The organism is Arthrobacter sp. 05T410, from assembly GCF_056396505.1.
The window spans coordinates 309,398-327,976 of record NZ_JBFTLP010000001.1 but is presented as its reverse complement, the minus strand read 5'-3'; the positions used below and the strand labels follow the sequence as shown (position 1 = coordinate 327,976).

Genomic DNA, 18,579 nt, shown 5'->3' with positions numbered 1-18,579 from the left:
CACCAGAGAACACGGACGACATCAATGACTGAACAGCCAAAGGGCGAGCTAGTCTGCAACGCCAGCGAGATCCAACTCAAGCAGGCGCTGCGGATCCTGATCGACGACTACCCGGTAGCGATCGTGAAGGACTCGATGGGGGAGATCCACGCCATCGGCGACACCTGCTCGCACGCGGACATTTCGCTCTCCGAAGGAGAAGTCGAAGGCTGCAAGATCGAGTGCTGGGGCCACGGCTCCCAGTTCGACCTGCGCAGCGGCGAGCCGCTCCAGCTGCCGGCCTATGATCCCGTTCCCGTGTTTGCCGTGACCGTCCTGGATGACGAGGTCTACGTGGACTTCACCAACGTCCTGAACGGCGCCGAGGCTCCCAACTTCAGCTAGCTGCCTGCAGCCGGCAACCCGCACAAGAAAACTTATCGCCAAGAAAACGCACAGTGCCGAGGGCACGGTGCAGAGGAGAACAAGACACATGTCGACTCTTGAGATCAAGGACCTGCACGTCAGCATTGACACCGAGCAGGGCACCAAGGAAATCCTGAAGGGCGTCAGCCTGACCATCAGGACCGGCGAGACGCACGCCATCATGGGCCCCAACGGCTCCGGCAAGTCCACGCTGGCGTCCACCATCGCCGGGCACCCGCGCTACAACGTCACCTCCGGCACGATCACCCTCGACGGTGAAGACGTCCTCGCCATGAGCGTCGACGAGCGCGCCCGCGCCGGCCTGTTCCTCGCCATGCAGTACCCCGTCGAGGTCCCGGGCGTGAGCATGACCAACTTCCTGCGCACCGCCAAGACCGCGATCGACGGCGAAGCCCCCAAGCTGCGCACGTGGACCAAGGACGTCAAGGCCGCCATGGCGCAGCTGCGCATCGACGCCGACTTCACCCAGCGCAACGTCAACGAAGGCTTCTCCGGCGGCGAGAAGAAGCGCGTCGAGATCCTCCAGCTCGAGCTCTTCAAGCCGAAGTTCGCCATCCTCGACGAGACCGACTCCGGCCTGGACGTCGACGCGCTCAAGGTTGTCTCCGAGGGCGTCAACCGCGCCCACGGCGAAGGCAACATGGGCACCCTGCTCATCACGCACTACACCCGGATCCTGCGCTACATCAAGCCGGACTTCGTGCACGTGTTCGTCGATGGCCAGGTTGTGGAAGAGGGCGGCCCGGAGCTCGCCGACCGCCTCGAAGACGAAGGCTACGACCGCTACGCCACCGGCGCAGGGGCGGCCACCATCGCTGCCGCCACGGCTGCAGCCCAGGCGTAGTTAGGACTCCGCAATGACCGAACTCAATGTGGCCCGCACGGGCCTCGAGGATGTCGAAGAGGCGCTCAAGGATGTGATCGACCCGGAACTCGGGGTGAACATCGTTGATCTGGGCCTGCTGTACGGTCTGAAGTACTCGGACGACGACGGCGCCCTGCTGATCGACATGACGCTCACCACCGCTGCCTGCCCGCTCACCGACGTGATCGAGGAGCAGGTCGGCAAGGCCCTGGACGGGATCGTCGACGACTGGCGGCTCAACTGGGTGTGGATGCCGCCATGGGGTCCGGAACGGATCACCGAGGACGGCCGCGACCAGATGCGCGCCCTGGGCTTCAACATCTAGGTCCCCACCGCCTCCCTAATTACGCCGACGGCGGCCCCACCTCATTGAGGCGGGGCCGCCGTCGTCATTTCGTTCCGGCGTTCCCGCCGCCGTTCCCATATCGTCCCGGCGGTGGTCTGATAAAGACAACGGGTCCACACGCTTCGGGCCGGGCACGCCGTCGAACAGGAGGCACACGGGAATGGATGCCACGCCACCGCCGCGGCCCTCCGATGCGGGCAAGGACTTCGTGGTGGTCGAGGACAGCGGCGAGTTCTCCTACTACCGGTCCCGGGAAGCCCTGCTGGCCGACTTCGAATATGTCGGCGAAGCTCCGTGCATCATGGACCGCAGCGCCACTACCTACCGGCTGGAGCTGGACGAGAACCGCCACCTGCGCATGGGACCGCCCCTGGGATCGGTGGAGTTCCACTGGCTGCGCCAGGCCCTCGCCGAGGCGCGTGACGTGCATCCCGAGTCCCTCCGGCTGCAACGGGTTGACCCCGTCGGGCTCGCCGGGCTCGTGGCCGGACTGTTCGAGACGCTGCAGCTGGAACGCGGAACCGATGCTGAGCTGGGGCTTTGGAGCCTGGACATCGACGGTCTGGCGACGCGGCGCAATGCGCTGGCCGACGTCGACCGCCTCCTGGCCGGAAACGACCGGCTGGAATCGGTCCTCGTGACCGACCCCTTCGGGCACCAATACCGGCCCGTGTGGCACGCAAAGCACCGGCACCTGGGCCACGCCGGATTCCTCAGCTACGTCGAGGTCCCGGTCCGGCGCCGGCCGCGCGGGTGAGGCCTCGGGTTTAGGCCCGAGAGTTGGGCCGAAGGGTTGGGGCCAGGGGGCTGGGGCTAGGGCGTTGCCACCGCGAACGTGTCGCACTTGTTGATGTCCCCGGTGGTGTACCCCTGGTAGAACCACTTCTGCCGCTGGGCACTTGAGCCATGGGTCCATGCCTCCGGTGAGACGCGGCCCGTGGCGGCCTTCTGGATGCGGTCATCACCGACGGCGGAGGCCGCCGACAGGGCGTCCTTCACGTCCTGGTCAGTGAAGGGGTCGAGATAGGGCTGGCCGGTCTTGGGATCCGCCTGCGTCGTTGCATAGTGGGCCCACAGCCCTGCGTAGCAGTCTGCCTGGAGTTCAACCCGGACACCCCCGGAGCCGGGGCCCTGCGGATCCTGTTGCGCCCGGTCGAGGTCGCCAAGCAGGTTCTGGACGTGGTGGCCGAATTCGTGGGCCACCACATATTCCTGCGCCAGGGGACCGCCTGAGGAGCCAAACCGGTCCACAAGCTCCTGGAAGAAGCCGGGATCGAAGTACGCCGTGGTGTCAACGGGGCAGTAGAACGGCCCCACGTCCGAGGTCGCGGCGCCGCAGCCGGTGTTGGTTCCGCCGGTGAAGATCACGGCCTTCGGCCGCGGGTACTTGGTGTTGTACTGCGACAGATAGGCCGGCCAGAAGGCGTTCAGGCTGTTGACCGTGCCGGTGATCCTGCAGTCGAGGCGGGCGTCGGCGTCGGCGCCGGTCTGGCAGGCGGGGGCAGAGCCCTGGCTCTGCGACTGGGGCTCCTGGACGGTGCCGGCCAGACCCTCGAGAAGCTGGGGGTTGATGCCAAAGAGGGCTGCCAGCAGCAGGATGATGCCACCGCCGATCCCGCCGCCGATCATCGGGCCGCGGCCCATCCCGCGACGGTCCTGGACTTGTGACGGGTCCAGCGGGGCGTTGTCGTTAAAGCTCATGGAGTCACAATATCCCGCACACGCAGCCGCGGCGCCCGGCAACGCTAAAGTTGGTTCGATGCCTTTTCTCGACAGACTCCAGCGCTGGGCCGATGACCGTCCCGACGAGACAGCCGTCGTCGTGTCCGGAGAGCACCTCAGCTGGTCGGCCCTGCGGGACAAAGCGGCGGCCCTGGTGCCTTCGGCGCCGGCCATCACTGTGCTGTCCGAACAAAATTCAACCCACTTCGCCATAGCGTTCGCCGCGGCCGTGGCTGGTGAGCGTCAGTGCGCCGTGTTGGACCCGGCCTGGCCCCAGCAACTCCAGGACGGCATCACCGCCCGCATCGCCGGGACGGAAACGGGTCCGGCGCGTGCAGCTCCCGGGCCGGACCCGTTCCTGGTCGACGGGCCGCCGGAGACCTCGTTCCTGGTCGGCCTGACGTCCGGCACCACCTCGGTGCCCAAAGCGTTCACCCGCTCGCGGCGGTCCTGGCAGGAATCCTTCGAGGCCTCCATCGAATTCTTCGCACTGACGCAGGACGACAAGTCCCTGGCTCCCGGGCCGCTCGCGGCAAGCCTGAACCTCTATGCCCTCGCCGAATGCCTGTATGCCGGCGCCGAGTTCCACAGCCTGGACCACTTCGACGTCGGTGCCGCCCACGCGGCCGTCAGCCACGACGGCATCACCCGCCTGGTCCTGGTGCCCACCATGCTCCGGCTGCTCAGCGAGCGGGGCCTTACCGGCGGTGTCGATGCCTCCGGCATCCGCAGCATCATCTGCGCCGGTTCCAAGCTGGACGCCCGGACGCTGGAGGCGGCCCGGCGCTGGGCCCCCAACGCGACCATTTTCGAGTACTACGGCGCCTCCGAGCTCAGCTTCGTCTCGGGTGCAGGGTTGCGTCCGGGCGAGCCAGTCGAGCCGGGCGGGACCGGCATCGGGAAGCCCTTTCCCGGCGTCGAAATCCGCATCCTCGGCGACGACGGCGCCGAACTCCCGGACGGCAGCGACGGCAACATCTGCGTCCGCAGCGGCATGGTCAGCAACGGCTACCTGTGGGGTGACGACGGCCAGGCGCTACGCTGTTTCGACGGCTGGTTCACCGTGGGGGACCAGGGCTACCTCTCCGACGGGACCCTGCACATGCTGGGCCGCCGCTCCGACATGATCATCACCGCCGGCACCAACGTCTACCCGCATGAGGTCGAGATGGCGCTGGCCTCCGTCCCGGGCGTCGCGGCGGCCGTGGCGGCCGGCATGCTTGACGATCTTCGCGGCCAGCGCGTCGTGGCCGGCGTCGTGCCCTCGCACGGGGCGGTCACCGCCACACAGCTGCGGTCCGGGATCGACGATGTGCTGGCCCGGAACAAGCGCCCCCTGGAGTACTTCGTGCTGACTGAGCTGCCCCTGACGGACCGCGGCAAAATCAGCCGGCAGCTGCTGCTGGACTGGGTGGCCCGGAACGATCCCAGGATCCGGCGTCTTGGCTGAGCCGCGCGCGGGCAGCGGGCCCGCAGCACCCGGGCGGCCGACCCGCGGAACGCCGTTCCCCGGGCGGTCTGTTCCCGGGCCGTCGTTCCCGGGGCTGCTGCCCGAGGACAGGCAGCCGGTGATCATCGCCGCGCGCCGGACGCCGCTGTGCCGCGCCAACGGGGCCCTGAAGAAGCTCCGCGCCCACGAACTCCTGGCTCCGGTGCTCCGCGGCCTGCTCGCCGATGCCGGCGCCGGCGCAACCGCAGAGGCCGTGACCGACGTCGTGATCGGCAACGCCGTGGGCGGCGGCGGGAACGTGGCCCGGCTCGCCGCGCTGGAGGCGGGCCTGCCGGTCACCGTCCCCGGCGTCACCGTGGACCGGCAATGCGGCTCGGGTCTGGACGCGATCGTCTTGGCCTCCCGGCTGGTCGCGGCGGGCGGCGGCGGCCTGTACCTTGCAGGCGGCGTGGAGAGCATCAGCACGGCTCCGCTCCGGGCCTACCGCAACGACGACGGCAGTCCGGACTATTACAGCCGGGCCCAGTTCGCGCCTCTCAGTCTCGGCGACCCCGACATGGGGGTGGCGGCCGAAAACGTCGCCGCCCGCTTCGGCATCAGCCGGGAACGCCAGGACGCCTTCGCGCTCCGCAGCCACCAACGCGCCCTGGCAGCCGCCGCTGACGGGAGGTTCGACGCCGAAATCGTGCCCCTCGCCGCCGGCTCCGGGGGGTCCGCGGCAGCCGACGACGGTCCGCGGCCGAGTCTTGGCCCGGCCCTGATGGCCCGTTTCCCGCCTGTATTTGCCAGCGGCGGCACGGTCACGGCCGGTAACTCCTGTTTCGACGCCGACGGTGCCGCCGCTGTCCTCGTCACGTCCATGGAGCGGGCCCGGCACCTGGGTGCCGCCGACGGGCTGCTGGTCCTGGGAACCGACACCGCCGGGGTGGCGCCGCAGCTGCTGGGCATCGGCGCGGCCGCGGCGGCCGGACAGCTCCTCGCGGCATACGGACTGACGGCCGCGGACGTGGGCCTGGTGGAATTCAACGAGGCCTTCGCGGCCCAGACGCTCGCATGCTTTGACCAGCTGGGGATTGACCCAGAGCTGGCGAACCTCGACGGCGGCGCCCTGGCCCTCGGTCACGCCTATGGAGCCTCGGGCGCGGTACTGGTCACCCGGCTGCTGGCACAGGCCCGCAGGTCCCCGGAGCCGGGGCAGCTTTCCCTGGCGATGATCAGCATCGCAGGCGGCATGGGCACGGCCGCGCTGCTGGGTTACGCGCGCCTCAATTAGGCCCCGGGAGGGGGACATGCCCATTCTTCGCGGCGCAGGATGGACATATAGGCCAGATGTCCACTGGCTGCGGGCAGGGGAGGGCATGTCCCTGTACCCGGTGCGGGCATGCCCCGGCGTGGCCTCGGGGAAGGACATGCCCATTCTTGGGCACGGGGAGCGGGCACGTGGTGGCGTGGCGGCGGTGAGGCCGTGCCTAGTAGACGGACCCTTCCAAGAGTTCTGAGAGTCGGCCGGCGGCGCGCCGGAGTTCAGGAACGCCGGCCTCGAGGCCGGCTTCGGTGGCTGACTCAACGGGGCTGGTTAGTGCCATGGACTCACTGGGGCGTCGGGTTCCGTTCGGCACAGCGACGGCGACCGACAGCACGCCGGTGGCACGCTCATCGGCCGAATACGCGTAATCGACGCCGGGCTCAGGCAGGCGTGCGCGGAGCTCGTCGGCAGTAAATGTACTCTCCTCATGGCCGGATGCGACGGCCGCGGCTACCACTTGCCCGAGTTCCGCATCGGAAACGGTGGCCAGCAGGATCTTCCCTGCCGCTCCGACGGTGAGGGGGAGCCGCTTACCCAGCGGCAGGTCATAGCGGAGGGGCGAGTCGCCGTCGACACGTGCGACGAGGATCCTTTCAAAGCCCAGCCTGGTGTACAGCGATGCCGTGAGTCCCGTCTGGGAGGCCACCTGTTGGAGGATCGGCCGCGCGGCAACCACGAGGGGGTCGTTCTCCAGGTAGCTCCGGGCCGCGGGCAGGACCGCGGGGCCGATCCGGTAGGACTTGTCCGTCTGGCTGACCATGCCGAAATCCTGAAGGACCCGCAGGATCCGCAGCGTCGTCGGCAGGCTCATGCCGCAGGTCCTGGCCAGGTCACTGAGGCGCTGGGGCCGCTCCGCACGTTGGAGTTCGGCGAAAACTTCCATAGACCTGGACAGGGAGCGCATGTTCCCGGCCTTGGGGCCGCCCTCTTCAGCGGAGCCGGCCGAATGTGTCGAAGTCACTGTCATTGTTTCATTCTATGTAACTGCACTGCGCTTGACAGCGTTTGTGTCTCCTGTCACTATTTCTTCAGACGAAATGTTCTTTCATTCTATGAAATAGAATGTCTCGAAACGTAAGAAGGAAAACGATGACAACGGAGTCACTACTGACTAAACCCGAGCGCGCCATCCGCGTCGCTCCGTCGGTGCTTGCGGGCATCGGCACGTTCACCGCCGTCGGCGTCTATGTTCTGGTCAGTTCGGTCGGCCTCGGCCTCTGGACGTCGTTGGGGCCAGGCCCCGGCCTGTTCCCGTTCGCCATGGGAGGGGTGCTGGTCGCGATGTCAGCGCTCTGGCTGGTCCAGGAGCTGCGCCGGCCGAGCGAGAGGGCCGAGGGGATCGACAGGGGTCTGGTGATCGCGGTCGCGGTCAGCCTTGTGCTTGTGGCGTCCGTCATGGATTTGCTGGGCTTTCAGCTGAGCATGTTCCTGTTCCTGCTCTATCACCTGAAACTGCGGGGCCGCCGGACCTGGGTGTCCTCCCTGATCATCGCCCTTGCCGGAAGCGTCGGTGCGTTCTATGCCTTCAACTACGGGCTGAACGTCGCACTCCCCGTCTCGGCATTCGCTCCGCTGAACCTGATCGGACTATAGACGTGGACACACTTAACGAACTGCTCGGCGGCTTCGCAGCCGCCATGACCTGGCAAAATCTGATCTTCGCCTTCCTGGGCTGCCTGCTGGGCACCATCATTGGGGTCCTTCCCGGAGTTGGCCCGGTGGCCGGTGTAGCCCTGCTCATCCCGCTCACTTTGAACCTGGACCCCACCGGTTCGATCATCATGCTGTGCGCCATTTTCTACGGCACCCAGTACGGCGGAACCATCACCAGTGTCCTTTTGAACACTCCGGGTGAGGCGTCGTCGGCGATCACCACCATCGACGGTTACGCGATGACCAAGCTCGGCAGGGCCGGTGCGGCGCTGACCCTGGCCGCAGTAGGTTCCTTCGTCGGCGGAACCATCGCCACCATCGGACTGGTCGCTGCTGCTAAGCCCCTGGGCGAACTGGGCCTGCTCGTCGGTCCGCCGGAGTTCTTCGCCCTCATGGTCGTCGGCATCTCCCTGCTGGTCGCCCTGGCTGGCAAATCCATGGTCAAGGCCATCATCTCCGGAGCCCTAGGCCTGCTGATCTCCATGGTCGGCATCGACCCCGTTGCGGGTGCCCCGCGCTTCACCTTCGGGATGGACCGGCTCCTGGACGGCGTTAGTTTCGTGGCCGTCATTGTCGGCGTCTTCGGGCTCTCCGAAATCCTGTCCCACCGCAAGAACGCGGAGACTCCGTTGGTTCATGCCCCCGGACTCCGCTCGCTGCTCCCCACCCGGACGGAATGGCGCCGCAGCGCCCCCGCCATGGCCCGGGGCACCGGCGTCGGCTTCGGACTCGGCCTTATTCCCGGCATGACCGGATCAGTCTCGTCCCTGCTGTCCTATGCCGCGGAAAAGAAGTTCTCCCGCTTCCGCCACCAACTCGGCAAGGGCGCAGTCGAAGGCGTCGCCGGTCCCGAAACCGCCAACAACGCCCACGCCAATGCCGCCCTGATCCCGCTCTTCACCCTCGGCATCCCCGCATCCCCGACCATCGCCGTGCTGATGGGCGCGTTCCTGCAACAGGGCCTGACCCCTGGGCCCGCGCTGTTCACCGACCACTCCGAGATCGCCTGGGCCATCATCGCCAGCCTTTTCATCGGCAACGTGCTGCTGCTGCTCCTCAACGTCCCCCTGGTCGGCCTCTGGACCTCCATCCTGCGCGTCCCCACGCCCATCCTGACCGCACTGATCCTGCTCTTCATGGTCATCGGCGCCTACACCATCAACTTCAGCGTCTTCGACGTGTTCGTGATGATCGGCTTCGGCCTACTCGGCCTGGCCCTGAGGAACCTGGACATCCCGCTGGCACCGATGGTCCTCACCCTGGTGCTCGGCCCCCTGATGGAACGCTCACTACGCGAATCCCTGGAAATCTCCCAAGGCGACTTCAGCGTCTTCACCAGCCGCCCCATCTCCGCCGTCCTGATCGGCGCCGGCGTGCTGATCATCTGCAGCCCGCTGCTCAAGTTCCGCAAACCCAAGGCCCTCACCGAGGATCCCGAAGCCTGACCCTCCTAATACACCGTCCAAACACCCACCAGCCACCAACGCATTTCTTCAAAGGAGAAGACCCTTGTCACGCAATAAAATCACCGCAGCCTTCGCAGCAGCAGCACTTATCGCCCTCACCGGCTGCGGCGCCAACGCCAGCGCCTCCAACACCTCAGGGGAGGACTTCCCCAAGAAGGGCAAGTCCATCGACCTGATTGTTGCCTTCTCCTCCGGCGGAGCCGTGGACACCGCAGCCCGCCTCGTTCAGCCGATCCTGGAGAAGGAACTCGGCACCAACGTCGAGGTCATCAACAAGCCAGGCGCCGGCGGACAGATCGGCTACACGGCACTGACCAGCGCCAAGCCCGACGGGTACACCATCGGCGCGACCGGCTCACCGTCAGTGGTCGTTTCACCGCTGGACCCGGCCCGCGGCGCCAAATACACCCGCGCCAGCTTCCAGCCCCTCGGCCGTCAGGTCATCGACCCCGCCGTCATTGCCGTCCAGCCGGACAGCCCGTACAAGACGCTGAAGGAACTCCTCGACGCCGCCAAGGCAAACCCGAAATCCATGACCGCCAGCACCACCGGACTGCAGACCGGCGAACACTTCGCCCTGGCCCAGATCCAGGAAACCACCGGCTCCGAATTCGCCCCCGTGCACTTCTCCGAAGGCGCCTCCCAGGCCACCACCGCGTTCCTCGGCCGGCACGTGGACGTCCTCGTTGCCAACGTCAGTGACGTGACCGACCTGACCAAGCAGGGCAAGGCCCGGGTCCTGGGCATCATGACCGCCGAACGCTCACCCTCGCTGCCTGACGTTCCCACCTTCCAGGAATCCGGCTACGAGGTGGAAGCCGGTACGGTCCGCGGTTACTCCGCACCGGCCGGGCTGCCGGACGCCGTTGCCAAGAAGCTGGAAGCCGCCCTCCAAAAGGCCATCGAGGATCCTGCCGTCAAGGAAAAGATGAGCGCCCTGGGCCTGCAGACCAGCTACCTCTCCGGCACCGACTACGAGAAGTTCTGGGCCGGACAGGAAGAGGACTTCAAGAAGGTCCTCCCGCTGGTCCAGAAAAAAGACTAGTCCAACCACCAGCCGCCACCCACGGAAGAATCCACCATGACAACTCCTGTCCTTGAGGACATCGACGCAAACTTCGTCCGCCCCGACCGGGACCTGATAGGCCGCCTTGCCAAACTTCCCGCCGCCAACATCGGCGACGCCATGGACCGCCTCGGAATCGCGGACTCAGCCATTCAGGCAATCTGGCCCGGCGCCCGCCTCGCCGGACCAGCCTTCACCGTCTGGACACGCCCCGGGGACAACCAGGGCATCCACCGCGCACTGCAGCTCGCCCGCGCCGGGGACGTGATCGTCGTCGCCGGCGGCGGAGACGAATCCCGGGCACTTTTGGGCGAGCTCATCGGCGAACGGGCCATCAATCTTGGCCTCGCCGGCTTCGCCCTGGACGGGGCAGCCCGCGACGCCGAAGCCCTTCGCGAGATCGGCATGCCCGTCTTTGCCCGCGCCATCACCCCGGCCGGACCATACAAGAACGGACCCTCCCGTCTCGGCACGCCCATCTCCTTCGGCGGGATCCCCGTCCTGCCCGGGGACATCATCATCGGCGACTCCGACGGCGTCGTCGTCATCCCCAGGGAACAGGCAATTGCTGTAGCCGAAGCCGCCGAAGCAGTCTTCGACGACGAAACCACCCGCCGGGCCGCCATCATCGCCGACCGACACTAAAGCAAGAAAGACAGAAAACTATGACCGCGTGCACCATCATCGGCCTCGGCGAAGCCGGAGCCACCTACGCGACTGCACTCATTGCGGCAGGCCACAGCGTCACAGGATTTGATCCCGTCGCACCATCCACCCCGGCCGGCGTCACCAGGGCAGCAACCGCGGCCGAGGCGTGCCTTGGCGCAGACGTTGTCCTGGTCCTCACCGGAGCGGCCGCAGCCCGCAGTGTGGCCCAGGAATGCCTGCCCGTTTTGCCGGAGGGCAGCTGCTATGCCGACTTCACCTCGTCCTCACCGCACGTCATGCGGGAACTTGGGCAGTTGCCCAGTCCGGCACTCTTCGTTGACGTCGCCATCCTCGGGCCCGTAGCCGCGCTGGGCGAGAAGACCCCGCTGATGGTCAGTGGCCCGGGGTCCCGGGCCGTTGCCGATCTCCTGGCGCCGCTTGGTGCCGAGGTCGAAATCGCCGACGGCGAGCCCGGGGCCGCGATGGCCCACAAACTGCTCCGCAGCGTCTTGATGAAAGGCCTGGCCTCCGTGGTGGTCGAAGCCGTCACGGCGGGACGGGCCGCGGGACTGGAAGATTGGATCCGGAGTCAGATCGCCAGGCAGCTGGCGGGGGACGGCCAGGCAGTCATCGACAGGTTCCTCACCGGCACAGCCAAGCACGCCCTGCGCCGTTCCAAGGAGATGCAGGACACTGCCGGCTACCTCACCGACCTCGGAGTCCCCGCCGAAATGACCACAGCCTCCGCTGCGGCACTTACGCGCATCGCCGAGAAATCAGCACAGGCGGCGCCGGCCTTGCGCTGACCCCGACCTCAGGCAGAATCGTTTACAGGAATCAATGATGAACCATCCGCAAACCAGCACTACCCCGTCAGGAGCAGCAGCATGATCGGCATCTGGGCCCTGGCAGCCTATCTGGCCGTCATCCTGCTGTGGACGACCCTTCTCAAGCGCAGCGTTGGAGAGGCCATGATCCTCGGATTCCTGGTCGTCCTGCCTTTCACGGGGGTCACAGCGGCGCAGATCGGCTGGTCCTCCCTTTACACGGCGGTGACTGATGAAATCGTCTACGCCACCATGGCGTTCGTCTTCATGGGGTACCTGCTGGACAAGACCGGAGTGCTGGACCGGCTCATCGACCTGTTGAACTCACTGATCGGCGGTACCAAGGGAGGCCCCGCCTGGGTGTCCACCGTGGCGTCGGCAGGCCTCGGCGGGGTGGTCCACAACCAGGCGGCGATCGCCGCGACCGTGGGTTCCGTGACCATCCCGTGGATGGAAAAGTCCCGGCTCGACAAGCCCGCGGCCGCGACCCTCGTCGCGGGAAACGCCGGAATGGGCATCACTTTCCCGTTCAGCGCTTCGATGTTCGTCCTGGTCGGCTCCGCCACAGTCGGGCCCCTGCTCAACGTCAATGAACTCGTGCTTCCGCTGTTCATCGGCGGGCTGTGGTGCTTCCTGCACCGGCTGATCGTCACCTGGCTGCTGATCCGCAAGAGCGGGATGACACCCTTGGATGCCGCGCACCGGTTGCCGGTCCGGGCGGCGTTCGGCCGCGGCTGGGCCACGCTGCTTTTGTTCGTCGTGGTGGCCATCCCACTGATCATCACCTCCGGCTTCATCGCCACCGCACTGTCGGACTGGACCGGCGGAGACATCACCAAGTCCCTGAGCATCATCGTCTGGATCCCGGTGGTCCTGATCATCACCGGCGCCGTCCTCGGCCGAAAAAACCTCCCACGCAGCGGCCGGGGCTGGTGGACCCTGCTGCAGGAGTCCGCCCCGAGGTTCGGGATCGTCGGCATCACTGTCGTCTTCGCCTTCGCCGGCGCCAACGCCCTCGCCGCCACCGGCCTGCCCCAGCAAATGACGGCACTGCTCAACCGGATGAACCTGCCCCTGTGGCTCCTCGCCATCCTCATCGGGCTGATCGTCATCGCCGTCGCCGCGCCCCTCTCCGCCACGGCCACCATGGCCGCCGTCGGAACCGTCGGTGTCGCCACACTCGTTAGCGCCGGTGTTCCGGCGACCACCGCCGCCGTCGCCGTGCTCGTCTTCTCATCCTGCGAAGCCGCCGTTCCCCCCGGAGGCGCGCCCCTGTATGTCGCCTGCGGCATCGCGGACGTGGACCCGATCAAAACCTTCGCCCGACTGCTCACCCACTACGCCCTGCCCCTGCTGGGCATCGGCGTGCTCATCATCCTCGGCATCCTGCCGATCTAAAGGAACCGCGACATGCACAAGATCAGACGAGCCATCGAAGTCATCTTCATCGTGAGCCTCGCCGCCCTCCTCGCCGGCGGAGTCCTGTTCGTGACGGGCCAGGCCATCGCCCTTGCCGCCGGCCAGAGCGAATGGCTCGTATTCTTCAACGAATCCGTCAAGCCCCCGATGTGCCTTGCGGCATCGATCTGTGCGATCGCCGGGTTCTTCCTCAACTACAAGCGCTACGAAAACAAAGAACAGACTCCCCAGAAGGCAGCGACGCGATGACCGACACCAGGGAATCCGGAACCTACCCGTCCTTCGCCGAACTTCTCGAACGGGAGGGCGCGCTATCCGGGACGTCGTGGGGGCTGTTTCCCCAACCTGACCGCGGAACGCCGTCCTTCATCACGCAGGACACCACCCTGGAGGCCAGGAACTGCATCAGGACCGGCGTGGTCTTCGGCCTGGACTACCCGGCCGATGCCTTCGATCCCGGAATGTCACTCAAGCGCAGCGCCCCTCGTCACACCATCTACTCCTCCCACCCGGCCCACCGGGACGACTACCTGGACGGGTATTACCTCCAGGGATCCACGCAGGTCGACGGGCTCCGGCACCGCCGGGCAGACGACATCGGCTTCTACAACGGCACCCGCGATGACCGGATTACGGAAGGCACCCCGGACCTCGGCATCCAGGAATGGGCTGACAAACCCATCGTCGGCAGGGGAGTGCTCGTCGACCTCGACGGCTACCGCACCGGCGAAGGCACTCCCATTGACCACACAGCAGGTGAGCCCCTCGGGCTTGACCTGATCCAGGCAGCCATCCAGGCCCAATCCCTCACCATCCAGCCGGGCGACATCCTCATGCTCCACACCGGATGGTGTGAATGGTTCCTGGCCCTGACCATGGCGGACAAGCAACAGACCCGGGAGAGCCGCCGCGCCACCGGCATCGCCCAATCACAGGAATTCGTCGCCTGGGCCTGGGACCACCGCCTCGCGCTGATTGCCGCCGACAACTTCGCCCTCGAATGCCTGCCCGTCATTCCCGAAAGCCCCTTTCTGTTATCGGCGCCCAACGACCACGGCATGATGCACCAACAGCTCTTGGCCAAACTCGGCATGCCGCTCGGCGAACTCTGGAAGCTGGGACCCCTCAGCCGACACATGAAGAAGACCGGAACCTGGGACGCCTTCGTCAGCATCAAACCGCTGAACATCACCGGCGGCACCGGGTCACCTGCGAACGCCACCGCAGCGACGTGAGGGCAGGTCCACTGGCTGCGGCCAGGGGAGGGCATGTCCACCGGGGGAGGCAGCGGAACCGCGGCCCGGCCATCCGGGCCTAGTCTTCCGGGTCCTCCGGCTCACCCAGCCCACGGGCGGCGAGGGCCTCGCCGGTCTGCCGGGCGAAGGCCACCGTGCTGATGAAGACGGGCAACACCAGGGCCCGCGGGTTGCGTTCGAGTCCGCGGGCCCTGGCCGAGTCGCGCACGTCCGTGTAGGCCCCGGCAACGAACGGGATGCTGCGGAGCATGATGGCGATGGTCAGGGCGAAGCGTTCCGGGTCCGCACCGAAGCGCCGGAACGGCCGGGCAAGCGACGCCACGCCGTCGAGGAGTGCCTGCACGGGAGTGGTGGCGGTCAGGATTGACGCCGCGACGACGCAGACCAGGACGTTCAGGACGATCCGGGCGGCGGTCGGTGCGCCCAGCTGCCACCACTGGAAAAGCCCGATCGCCACGAGTACCGGAAGAACCGGACGTACCGCGCGGAACAGCCGGGCCGGGCCGGCCCCGCTGAGCAGGAACAGTCCGCAGAGCAGCACCAGCATGACGGCCGACACGGCCCAGTCCGCGATCAGGAACGACGTCATTCCGCACCCAACGACCAGCAGGAACTTCAGCCACAGCGGCGCACGGTGGACCAGGGACGAGCCCGGCACATACGCCGCCAGCAGGAAGCCGTGACCGCTCACGCCTGCTCCCGCCGGGCCTGGTCGGGCACGGCCCGCTCCAGCCGGCCGCCGGCTACGCCGCCGAGCCCACCGCCTGCTGGGACGCCGTCAGCCGCTGGCAGGCCCGCCGCGCTCAGGGCGCGGTAACGGGCGACGGCGGTTGCCGGTTCGCCGTCGAACACCACCTTCCCGGCATCCACCACCAGGACGCGGTCCATGTCCAGTGCCAGCTCGAGGTCGTGGGTGGACAGAATCACCTGCTGGCGGAGCCCGGCGAGGGTGCGCCGCAGGAGTTCGCGGTTCCGCAGATCCAGCAGCGTGGACGGCTCGTCCAGGACCAGCACCTCCGGATCGACGGCCAGGACCGCGGCCAGCGCCAGGAGCTGGCGTTCGCCGCCGGAGAGCTCATAGATGCTTTGGTCCGCCAGCGGCAGGAGACCGAACCGTTCCAGCACCGACTCCGCGTGGGCCCTGCGCTCGGTGGCGTTGCGGATGGAGCGGCGCAGGGACAGTTCCACATCCTCGCGTCCGGTGGGCATGACGAGCTGGGAGAGCGGGTCGGTGAACACGAAGCCCACGCGGCGGCGGACCTCACGGACGGCCCGGACGGTATCGGCGCCGTCGACTCTCACGGTGCCGTCGCTGGGTGCCACGAGGCCGTTCAGGAGCCTCAGGAGGGTGGACTTGCCCGAGCCGTTGGCCCCGATAACCCCGATCCGCCGTTCCGTCAGGTCGAGCGAAAACTCCTGGAGCAGCGTCTTGGGTGCGGGGCGGCCGTCAACCGGCACCCGCACCGAAACCCGGTCCAGGACGATGATGCTCACGGGCGGGTGTCAACCGTCCGGACACGGCGCAGCAGCAGGTCCGGGAAGGCCTTGTGCAGGGCCAAGGCGATGCTGACGGCCAGGACGTTCTTGATGATGTCGCCGGGGTAGAACACGAGATCGGCCAGGAAGGCTTTGGAGAAGTCCAGCTTGGCGTTGACCATCATGCCCAGGATGCCCAGGCCGTGGATGAAGACGATGCTGCTCACCATGGCGGCGGCGAACAAGAGGATGGCACGCAGTCTGCCTTTGCGGTTGGCGGTGCGCTTGAGCACGACGACGGTCAGCCAGCCGACGGCCGTGGCGGCCAGCAGGAACCCGATGATGTAGCCGGCGGAGGGTCCGGCGAGGACGCCCAGCCCGCTGCGGCCGCCACTGAAGATCGGCAAGCCGGCGAAGCCCAGGAGCAGGTACAGGCCGACGGCGGCGAAGGCCCGGCCAGGGCCCAGGGCCAGGCCCGTGAGCATGACGGCTAGGGTCTGCAGCGTGATGGGCACGCCGAGGCCGCCTACGGGAATGGCGGCGATCAGTGCCGAAGCGGCCACCAGGGCGGCGAAGACGGCGATGAGGCCAAGGTCGGTGGCATTCCAGCGGACCCGGCGGCGCGGGGTCCTGGCTGCGGCGGGACGGTCGGTTTGCGTCATGATGTTCCTGTCGGGGTGCTGCTCAGGGAGCTGCGGCGGAAATATGGATTGTGATATTGACTGTACGGCCGCCGCGCGGACGGTTTTTTGTAGGCGCCCCACTAACGCGCGGCCCGGTTGCTGGAGGGCACCGCCAATGAACACGGCCAGCCGGCCGGGCCAGCATCGCGACGGCGGCTGCCTGCTGCCATACGTGCCAATGTCAGGGAGCCGGGGTGGTGCCGGTAGACTTGCAGAGGCCGTGCTCTCGCATCGCCCTGCCCCGGCCCCGCCCAGACTCCACCCGTCGTGCCGCGGCATTCCCTGTTGTGAAAGGCCTTAGCTGCATTGATTACCGTCCAGGATCTCGAACTGCGCGCCGGCGCCCGCCTCCTCATGGACCAGGTGAGCTTCCGGATCGACAAGGGAGACAAGATCGGTCTGGTCGGCCGTAACGGTGCAGGCAAGACAACGCTGACCCGGGTGCTTGCGGGCGAGGGCCTGCCCGCCGCCGGTAAGGTAACCCGCACCGGCGAAATCGGCTACCTGCCGCAGGATCCGCGCACCCCGGACATGGAGCAGCTCGCGCGGGACCGGATCCTGTCCGTCCGCGGCCTGGACATTGCCGTGGGCAAGCTCCGCCTGGCGCACGAAGAGATGGCCAGCGAGGACGCTACGGTCCAGCGCAAGGCGATGAACCGCTATGACCGGCTTGAATCCGAATTCCTGGCCGCCGGCGGCTATGCCGCCGAAGCCGAGGCGGCAGCGATCTGCTCGAACCTCGCCCTGCCGGACCGGCTGCTGAACCAGCCGCTCAAGACCCTGTCCGGTGGACAGCGGCGCCGCGTCGAGCTTGCGCGCATCCTGTACTCGGACGCCGAAACCATGCTCCTCGATGAGCCCACCAACCACCTCGACGCCGATTCCATCTCCTGGCTCCGTGAGTTCCTCAAGAACCACCAGGGCGGGCTGATTGTCATCAGCCACGACACCGAACTGCTTGAAGCGACCGTCAACAAGGTCTTCCTCCTCGACCCCAACCGCGCGCAGATCGACTTCTACAACATGGACTGGAAGCGCTACCTCAACCAGCGCGAAACGGACGAGCGCGCCCGCAAGCGTGAGCGGGCCAATGCGGAAAAGAAGGCCCAGGTCCTCATCGACCAGGCCAACAAAATGCGCGCCAAGGCCACCAAGGCCGTCGCCGCCCAGAACATGGCCAAGCGTGCCGAGCGCCTGCTCGGCGGCCTCGAAGCCGTGCGCGCGACGGACCGCGTGGCAGCACTGCGCTTCCCGGATCCGTCACCCTGCGGCAAGACCCCGCTCACCGCGGACGGCCTCAGCAAGTCCTACGGCTCGCTGGAGATCTTCACCGACGTCGACCTTGCCATTGACCGCGGGTCCAAGGTGGTCATCCTGGGCCTCAACGGCGCCGGCAAGACCACGCTGCTGCGGATGCTGGCCGGCGTCGACAAGCCGGACACCGGCGAAGTCGTTGCGGGCCACGGCCTGAAGGTGGGCTACTACGCGCAGGAGCACGAGACGCTCGACGTGGACCGCACTGTCCTGCAGAACATGCGCTCCTCCGCCCCGGACATGAACGACGCGGAAGTCCGCAACATCCTGGGCTCATTCCTGTTCTCCGGCGACGACGTCGACAAGCCCGCCGGTGTGCTCTCCGGCGGCGAGAAGACCCGGCTGGCGCTGGCCACCATCGTGGCCTCGAGCGCGAACGTGCTGCTCCTCGACGAACCCACCAACAACCTGGACCCCGCCAGCCGCGCCGAAATCCTCGGGGCCCTGAGCAACTACACCGGCGCCGTCGTCCTGGTCAGCCACGATGAGGGCGCCGTCGAGGCGCTCAACCCGGAGCGTGTCGTCCTGCTTCCCGACGGCATCGAGGACCACTGGAACGAAGACTACCTGGACCTCATCACGCTGGCGTAAGTCACCCAACCGACCCGCAGCCGGGGCCGTTCCCGGCACTGAAAACGGCCCCAGCAGCGAGGCAG

General features: G+C 67.2%; 20 protein-coding genes. 15 read left to right on the top strand and 5 right to left on the bottom strand.

The genetic code is table 11. The features are described 5' to 3' along the window. Positions 1–24 precede the first annotated feature (24 nt). The 4 genes from AC1DFR_RS01635 to AC1DFR_RS01620 all read left to right on the top strand — a co-directional run bounded on the left by AC1DFR_RS01635 (position 25) and on the right by AC1DFR_RS01620 (position 2,394). A complete protein-coding gene (locus AC1DFR_RS01635; RefSeq protein ID WP_223917407.1) occupies positions 25–384 on the top strand; it encodes a non-heme iron oxygenase ferredoxin subunit in 360 nt (119 codons plus the stop codon). Between the two features lie 88 nt (positions 385–472). Beyond that, complete coding sequence (sufC, locus tag AC1DFR_RS01630) at positions 473–1,270, top strand: Fe-S cluster assembly ATPase SufC (protein ID WP_476858597.1); 798 nt, start codon at positions 473–475, stop codon at positions 1,268–1,270. A 13-nt stretch (positions 1,271–1,283) separates the two neighbouring features. Further along, complete coding sequence (locus tag AC1DFR_RS01625) at positions 1,284–1,616, top strand: metal-sulfur cluster assembly factor (RefSeq protein WP_018772973.1); 333 nt, start codon at positions 1,284–1,286, stop codon at positions 1,614–1,616. Between the two features lie 181 nt (positions 1,617–1,797). Next, a complete protein-coding gene (locus AC1DFR_RS01620; protein WP_476872554.1) occupies positions 1,798–2,394 on the top strand; it encodes a hypothetical protein in 597 nt (198 codons plus the stop codon). Between the two features lie 56 nt (positions 2,395–2,450). Here the strand turns inward: AC1DFR_RS01620 and ypfJ are convergent, their stop codons facing one another. After that, the gene (gene ypfJ, locus AC1DFR_RS01615; protein ID WP_476849629.1) at positions 2,451–3,338 is read right to left on the bottom strand and encodes a KPN_02809 family neutral zinc metallopeptidase; all 888 of its coding nucleotides are present in this window, start codon (positions 3,336–3,338) and stop codon (positions 2,451–2,453) included. Between the two features lie 58 nt (positions 3,339–3,396). On the opposite strand from ypfJ, the gene AC1DFR_RS01610 reads away from it, so the two are divergent. After that, positions 3,397–4,809 carry a class I adenylate-forming enzyme family protein gene (locus AC1DFR_RS01610; protein ID WP_476872553.1) on the top strand — a complete coding sequence of 471 codons (1,413 nt, stop codon included), beginning with the start codon at positions 3,397–3,399 and terminating at the stop codon, positions 4,807–4,809. A gap of 118 nt (positions 4,810–4,927) precedes the next feature. Continuing rightward, positions 4,928–6,082 (top strand): thiolase family protein, encoded by a 1,155-nt coding sequence (locus AC1DFR_RS01605; protein ID WP_476872651.1) that lies wholly within the window; start codon positions 4,928–4,930, stop codon positions 6,080–6,082. 196 nt (positions 6,083–6,278) lie between these two features. Here the strand turns inward: AC1DFR_RS01605 and AC1DFR_RS01600 are convergent, their stop codons facing one another. After that, complete coding sequence (locus tag AC1DFR_RS01600; protein WP_476855923.1) at positions 6,279–7,082, bottom strand: IclR family transcriptional regulator; 804 nt, start codon at positions 7,080–7,082, stop codon at positions 6,279–6,281. A gap of 122 nt (positions 7,083–7,204) precedes the next feature. Here AC1DFR_RS01600 and AC1DFR_RS01595 point away from each other — a divergent pair, with 122 nt between their 5' ends. The 8 genes from AC1DFR_RS01595 to AC1DFR_RS01560 all read left to right on the top strand — a co-directional run bounded on the left by AC1DFR_RS01595 (position 7,205) and on the right by AC1DFR_RS01560 (position 14,429). Then, on the top strand, positions 7,205–7,708 hold the full coding sequence (locus AC1DFR_RS01595; protein ID WP_476872552.1) for a tripartite tricarboxylate transporter TctB family protein: 504 nt from the start codon (positions 7,205–7,207) through the stop codon (positions 7,706–7,708). Positions 7,709–7,710: 2 nt separating this feature from the next. Further along, a complete protein-coding gene (locus AC1DFR_RS01590; RefSeq protein WP_476872127.1) occupies positions 7,711–9,213 on the top strand; it encodes a tripartite tricarboxylate transporter permease in 1,503 nt (500 codons plus the stop codon). 64 nt (positions 9,214–9,277) lie between these two features. Next, a complete protein-coding gene (locus AC1DFR_RS01585) occupies positions 9,278–10,279 on the top strand; it encodes a tripartite tricarboxylate transporter substrate binding protein (protein WP_243177689.1) in 1,002 nt (333 codons plus the stop codon). Between the two features lie 36 nt (positions 10,280–10,315). Beyond that, positions 10,316–10,945: an RraA family protein gene (locus tag AC1DFR_RS01580; protein WP_476872551.1), complete on the top strand. Its 630-nt coding sequence runs from the start codon at positions 10,316–10,318 to the stop codon at positions 10,943–10,945. 20 nt (positions 10,946–10,965) lie between these two features. After that, positions 10,966–11,754, top strand: coding sequence for an NAD(P)-dependent oxidoreductase (locus AC1DFR_RS01575; protein WP_476855920.1), 789 nt, complete (start codon positions 10,966–10,968; stop codon positions 11,752–11,754). Between the two features lie 81 nt (positions 11,755–11,835). Continuing rightward, the gene (locus AC1DFR_RS01570) at positions 11,836–13,173 is read left to right on the top strand and encodes a TRAP transporter large permease subunit (protein ID WP_476855919.1); all 1,338 of its coding nucleotides are present in this window, start codon (positions 11,836–11,838) and stop codon (positions 13,171–13,173) included. A 12-nt stretch (positions 13,174–13,185) separates the two neighbouring features. Further along, positions 13,186–13,443: a hypothetical protein gene (locus AC1DFR_RS01565; RefSeq protein WP_476855918.1), complete on the top strand. Its 258-nt coding sequence runs from the start codon at positions 13,186–13,188 to the stop codon at positions 13,441–13,443. Further along, positions 13,440–14,429, top strand: a complete 990-nt coding sequence (locus tag AC1DFR_RS01560) for a cyclase family protein (protein ID WP_476855917.1) — start codon at positions 13,440–13,442, stop codon at positions 14,427–14,429. The genes AC1DFR_RS01565 and AC1DFR_RS01560 overlap by 4 nt, the downstream gene beginning before the upstream one ends. 79 nt (positions 14,430–14,508) lie before the next feature. On the opposite strand, the gene AC1DFR_RS01555 is transcribed toward AC1DFR_RS01560, so the two are convergent. The 3 genes from AC1DFR_RS01555 to AC1DFR_RS01545 are packed head-to-tail and all read right to left on the bottom strand — an operon-like array spanning position 14,509 to position 16,588. After that, positions 14,509–15,141 carry an energy-coupling factor transporter transmembrane component T family protein gene (locus AC1DFR_RS01555; protein WP_476849632.1) on the bottom strand — a complete coding sequence of 211 codons (633 nt, stop codon included), beginning with the start codon at positions 15,139–15,141 and terminating at the stop codon, positions 14,509–14,511. Further along, entirely contained in the window at positions 15,138–15,944 is an 807-nt protein-coding gene (locus AC1DFR_RS01550; protein ID WP_476849633.1) for an energy-coupling factor ABC transporter ATP-binding protein, read from the bottom strand. The genes AC1DFR_RS01555 and AC1DFR_RS01550 overlap by 4 nt, the downstream gene beginning before the upstream one ends. Beyond that, positions 15,941–16,588 (bottom strand): biotin transporter BioY, encoded by a 648-nt coding sequence (locus AC1DFR_RS01545; protein WP_476849634.1) that lies wholly within the window; start codon positions 16,586–16,588, stop codon positions 15,941–15,943. The genes AC1DFR_RS01550 and AC1DFR_RS01545 overlap by 4 nt, the downstream gene beginning before the upstream one ends. A 327-nt stretch (positions 16,589–16,915) precedes the next feature. Here AC1DFR_RS01545 and AC1DFR_RS01540 point away from each other — a divergent pair, with 327 nt between their 5' ends. After that, entirely contained in the window at positions 16,916–18,514 is a 1,599-nt protein-coding gene (locus AC1DFR_RS01540) for an ABC-F family ATP-binding cassette domain-containing protein (RefSeq protein WP_476855914.1), read from the top strand. Positions 18,515–18,579: the final 65 nt, after the last annotated feature.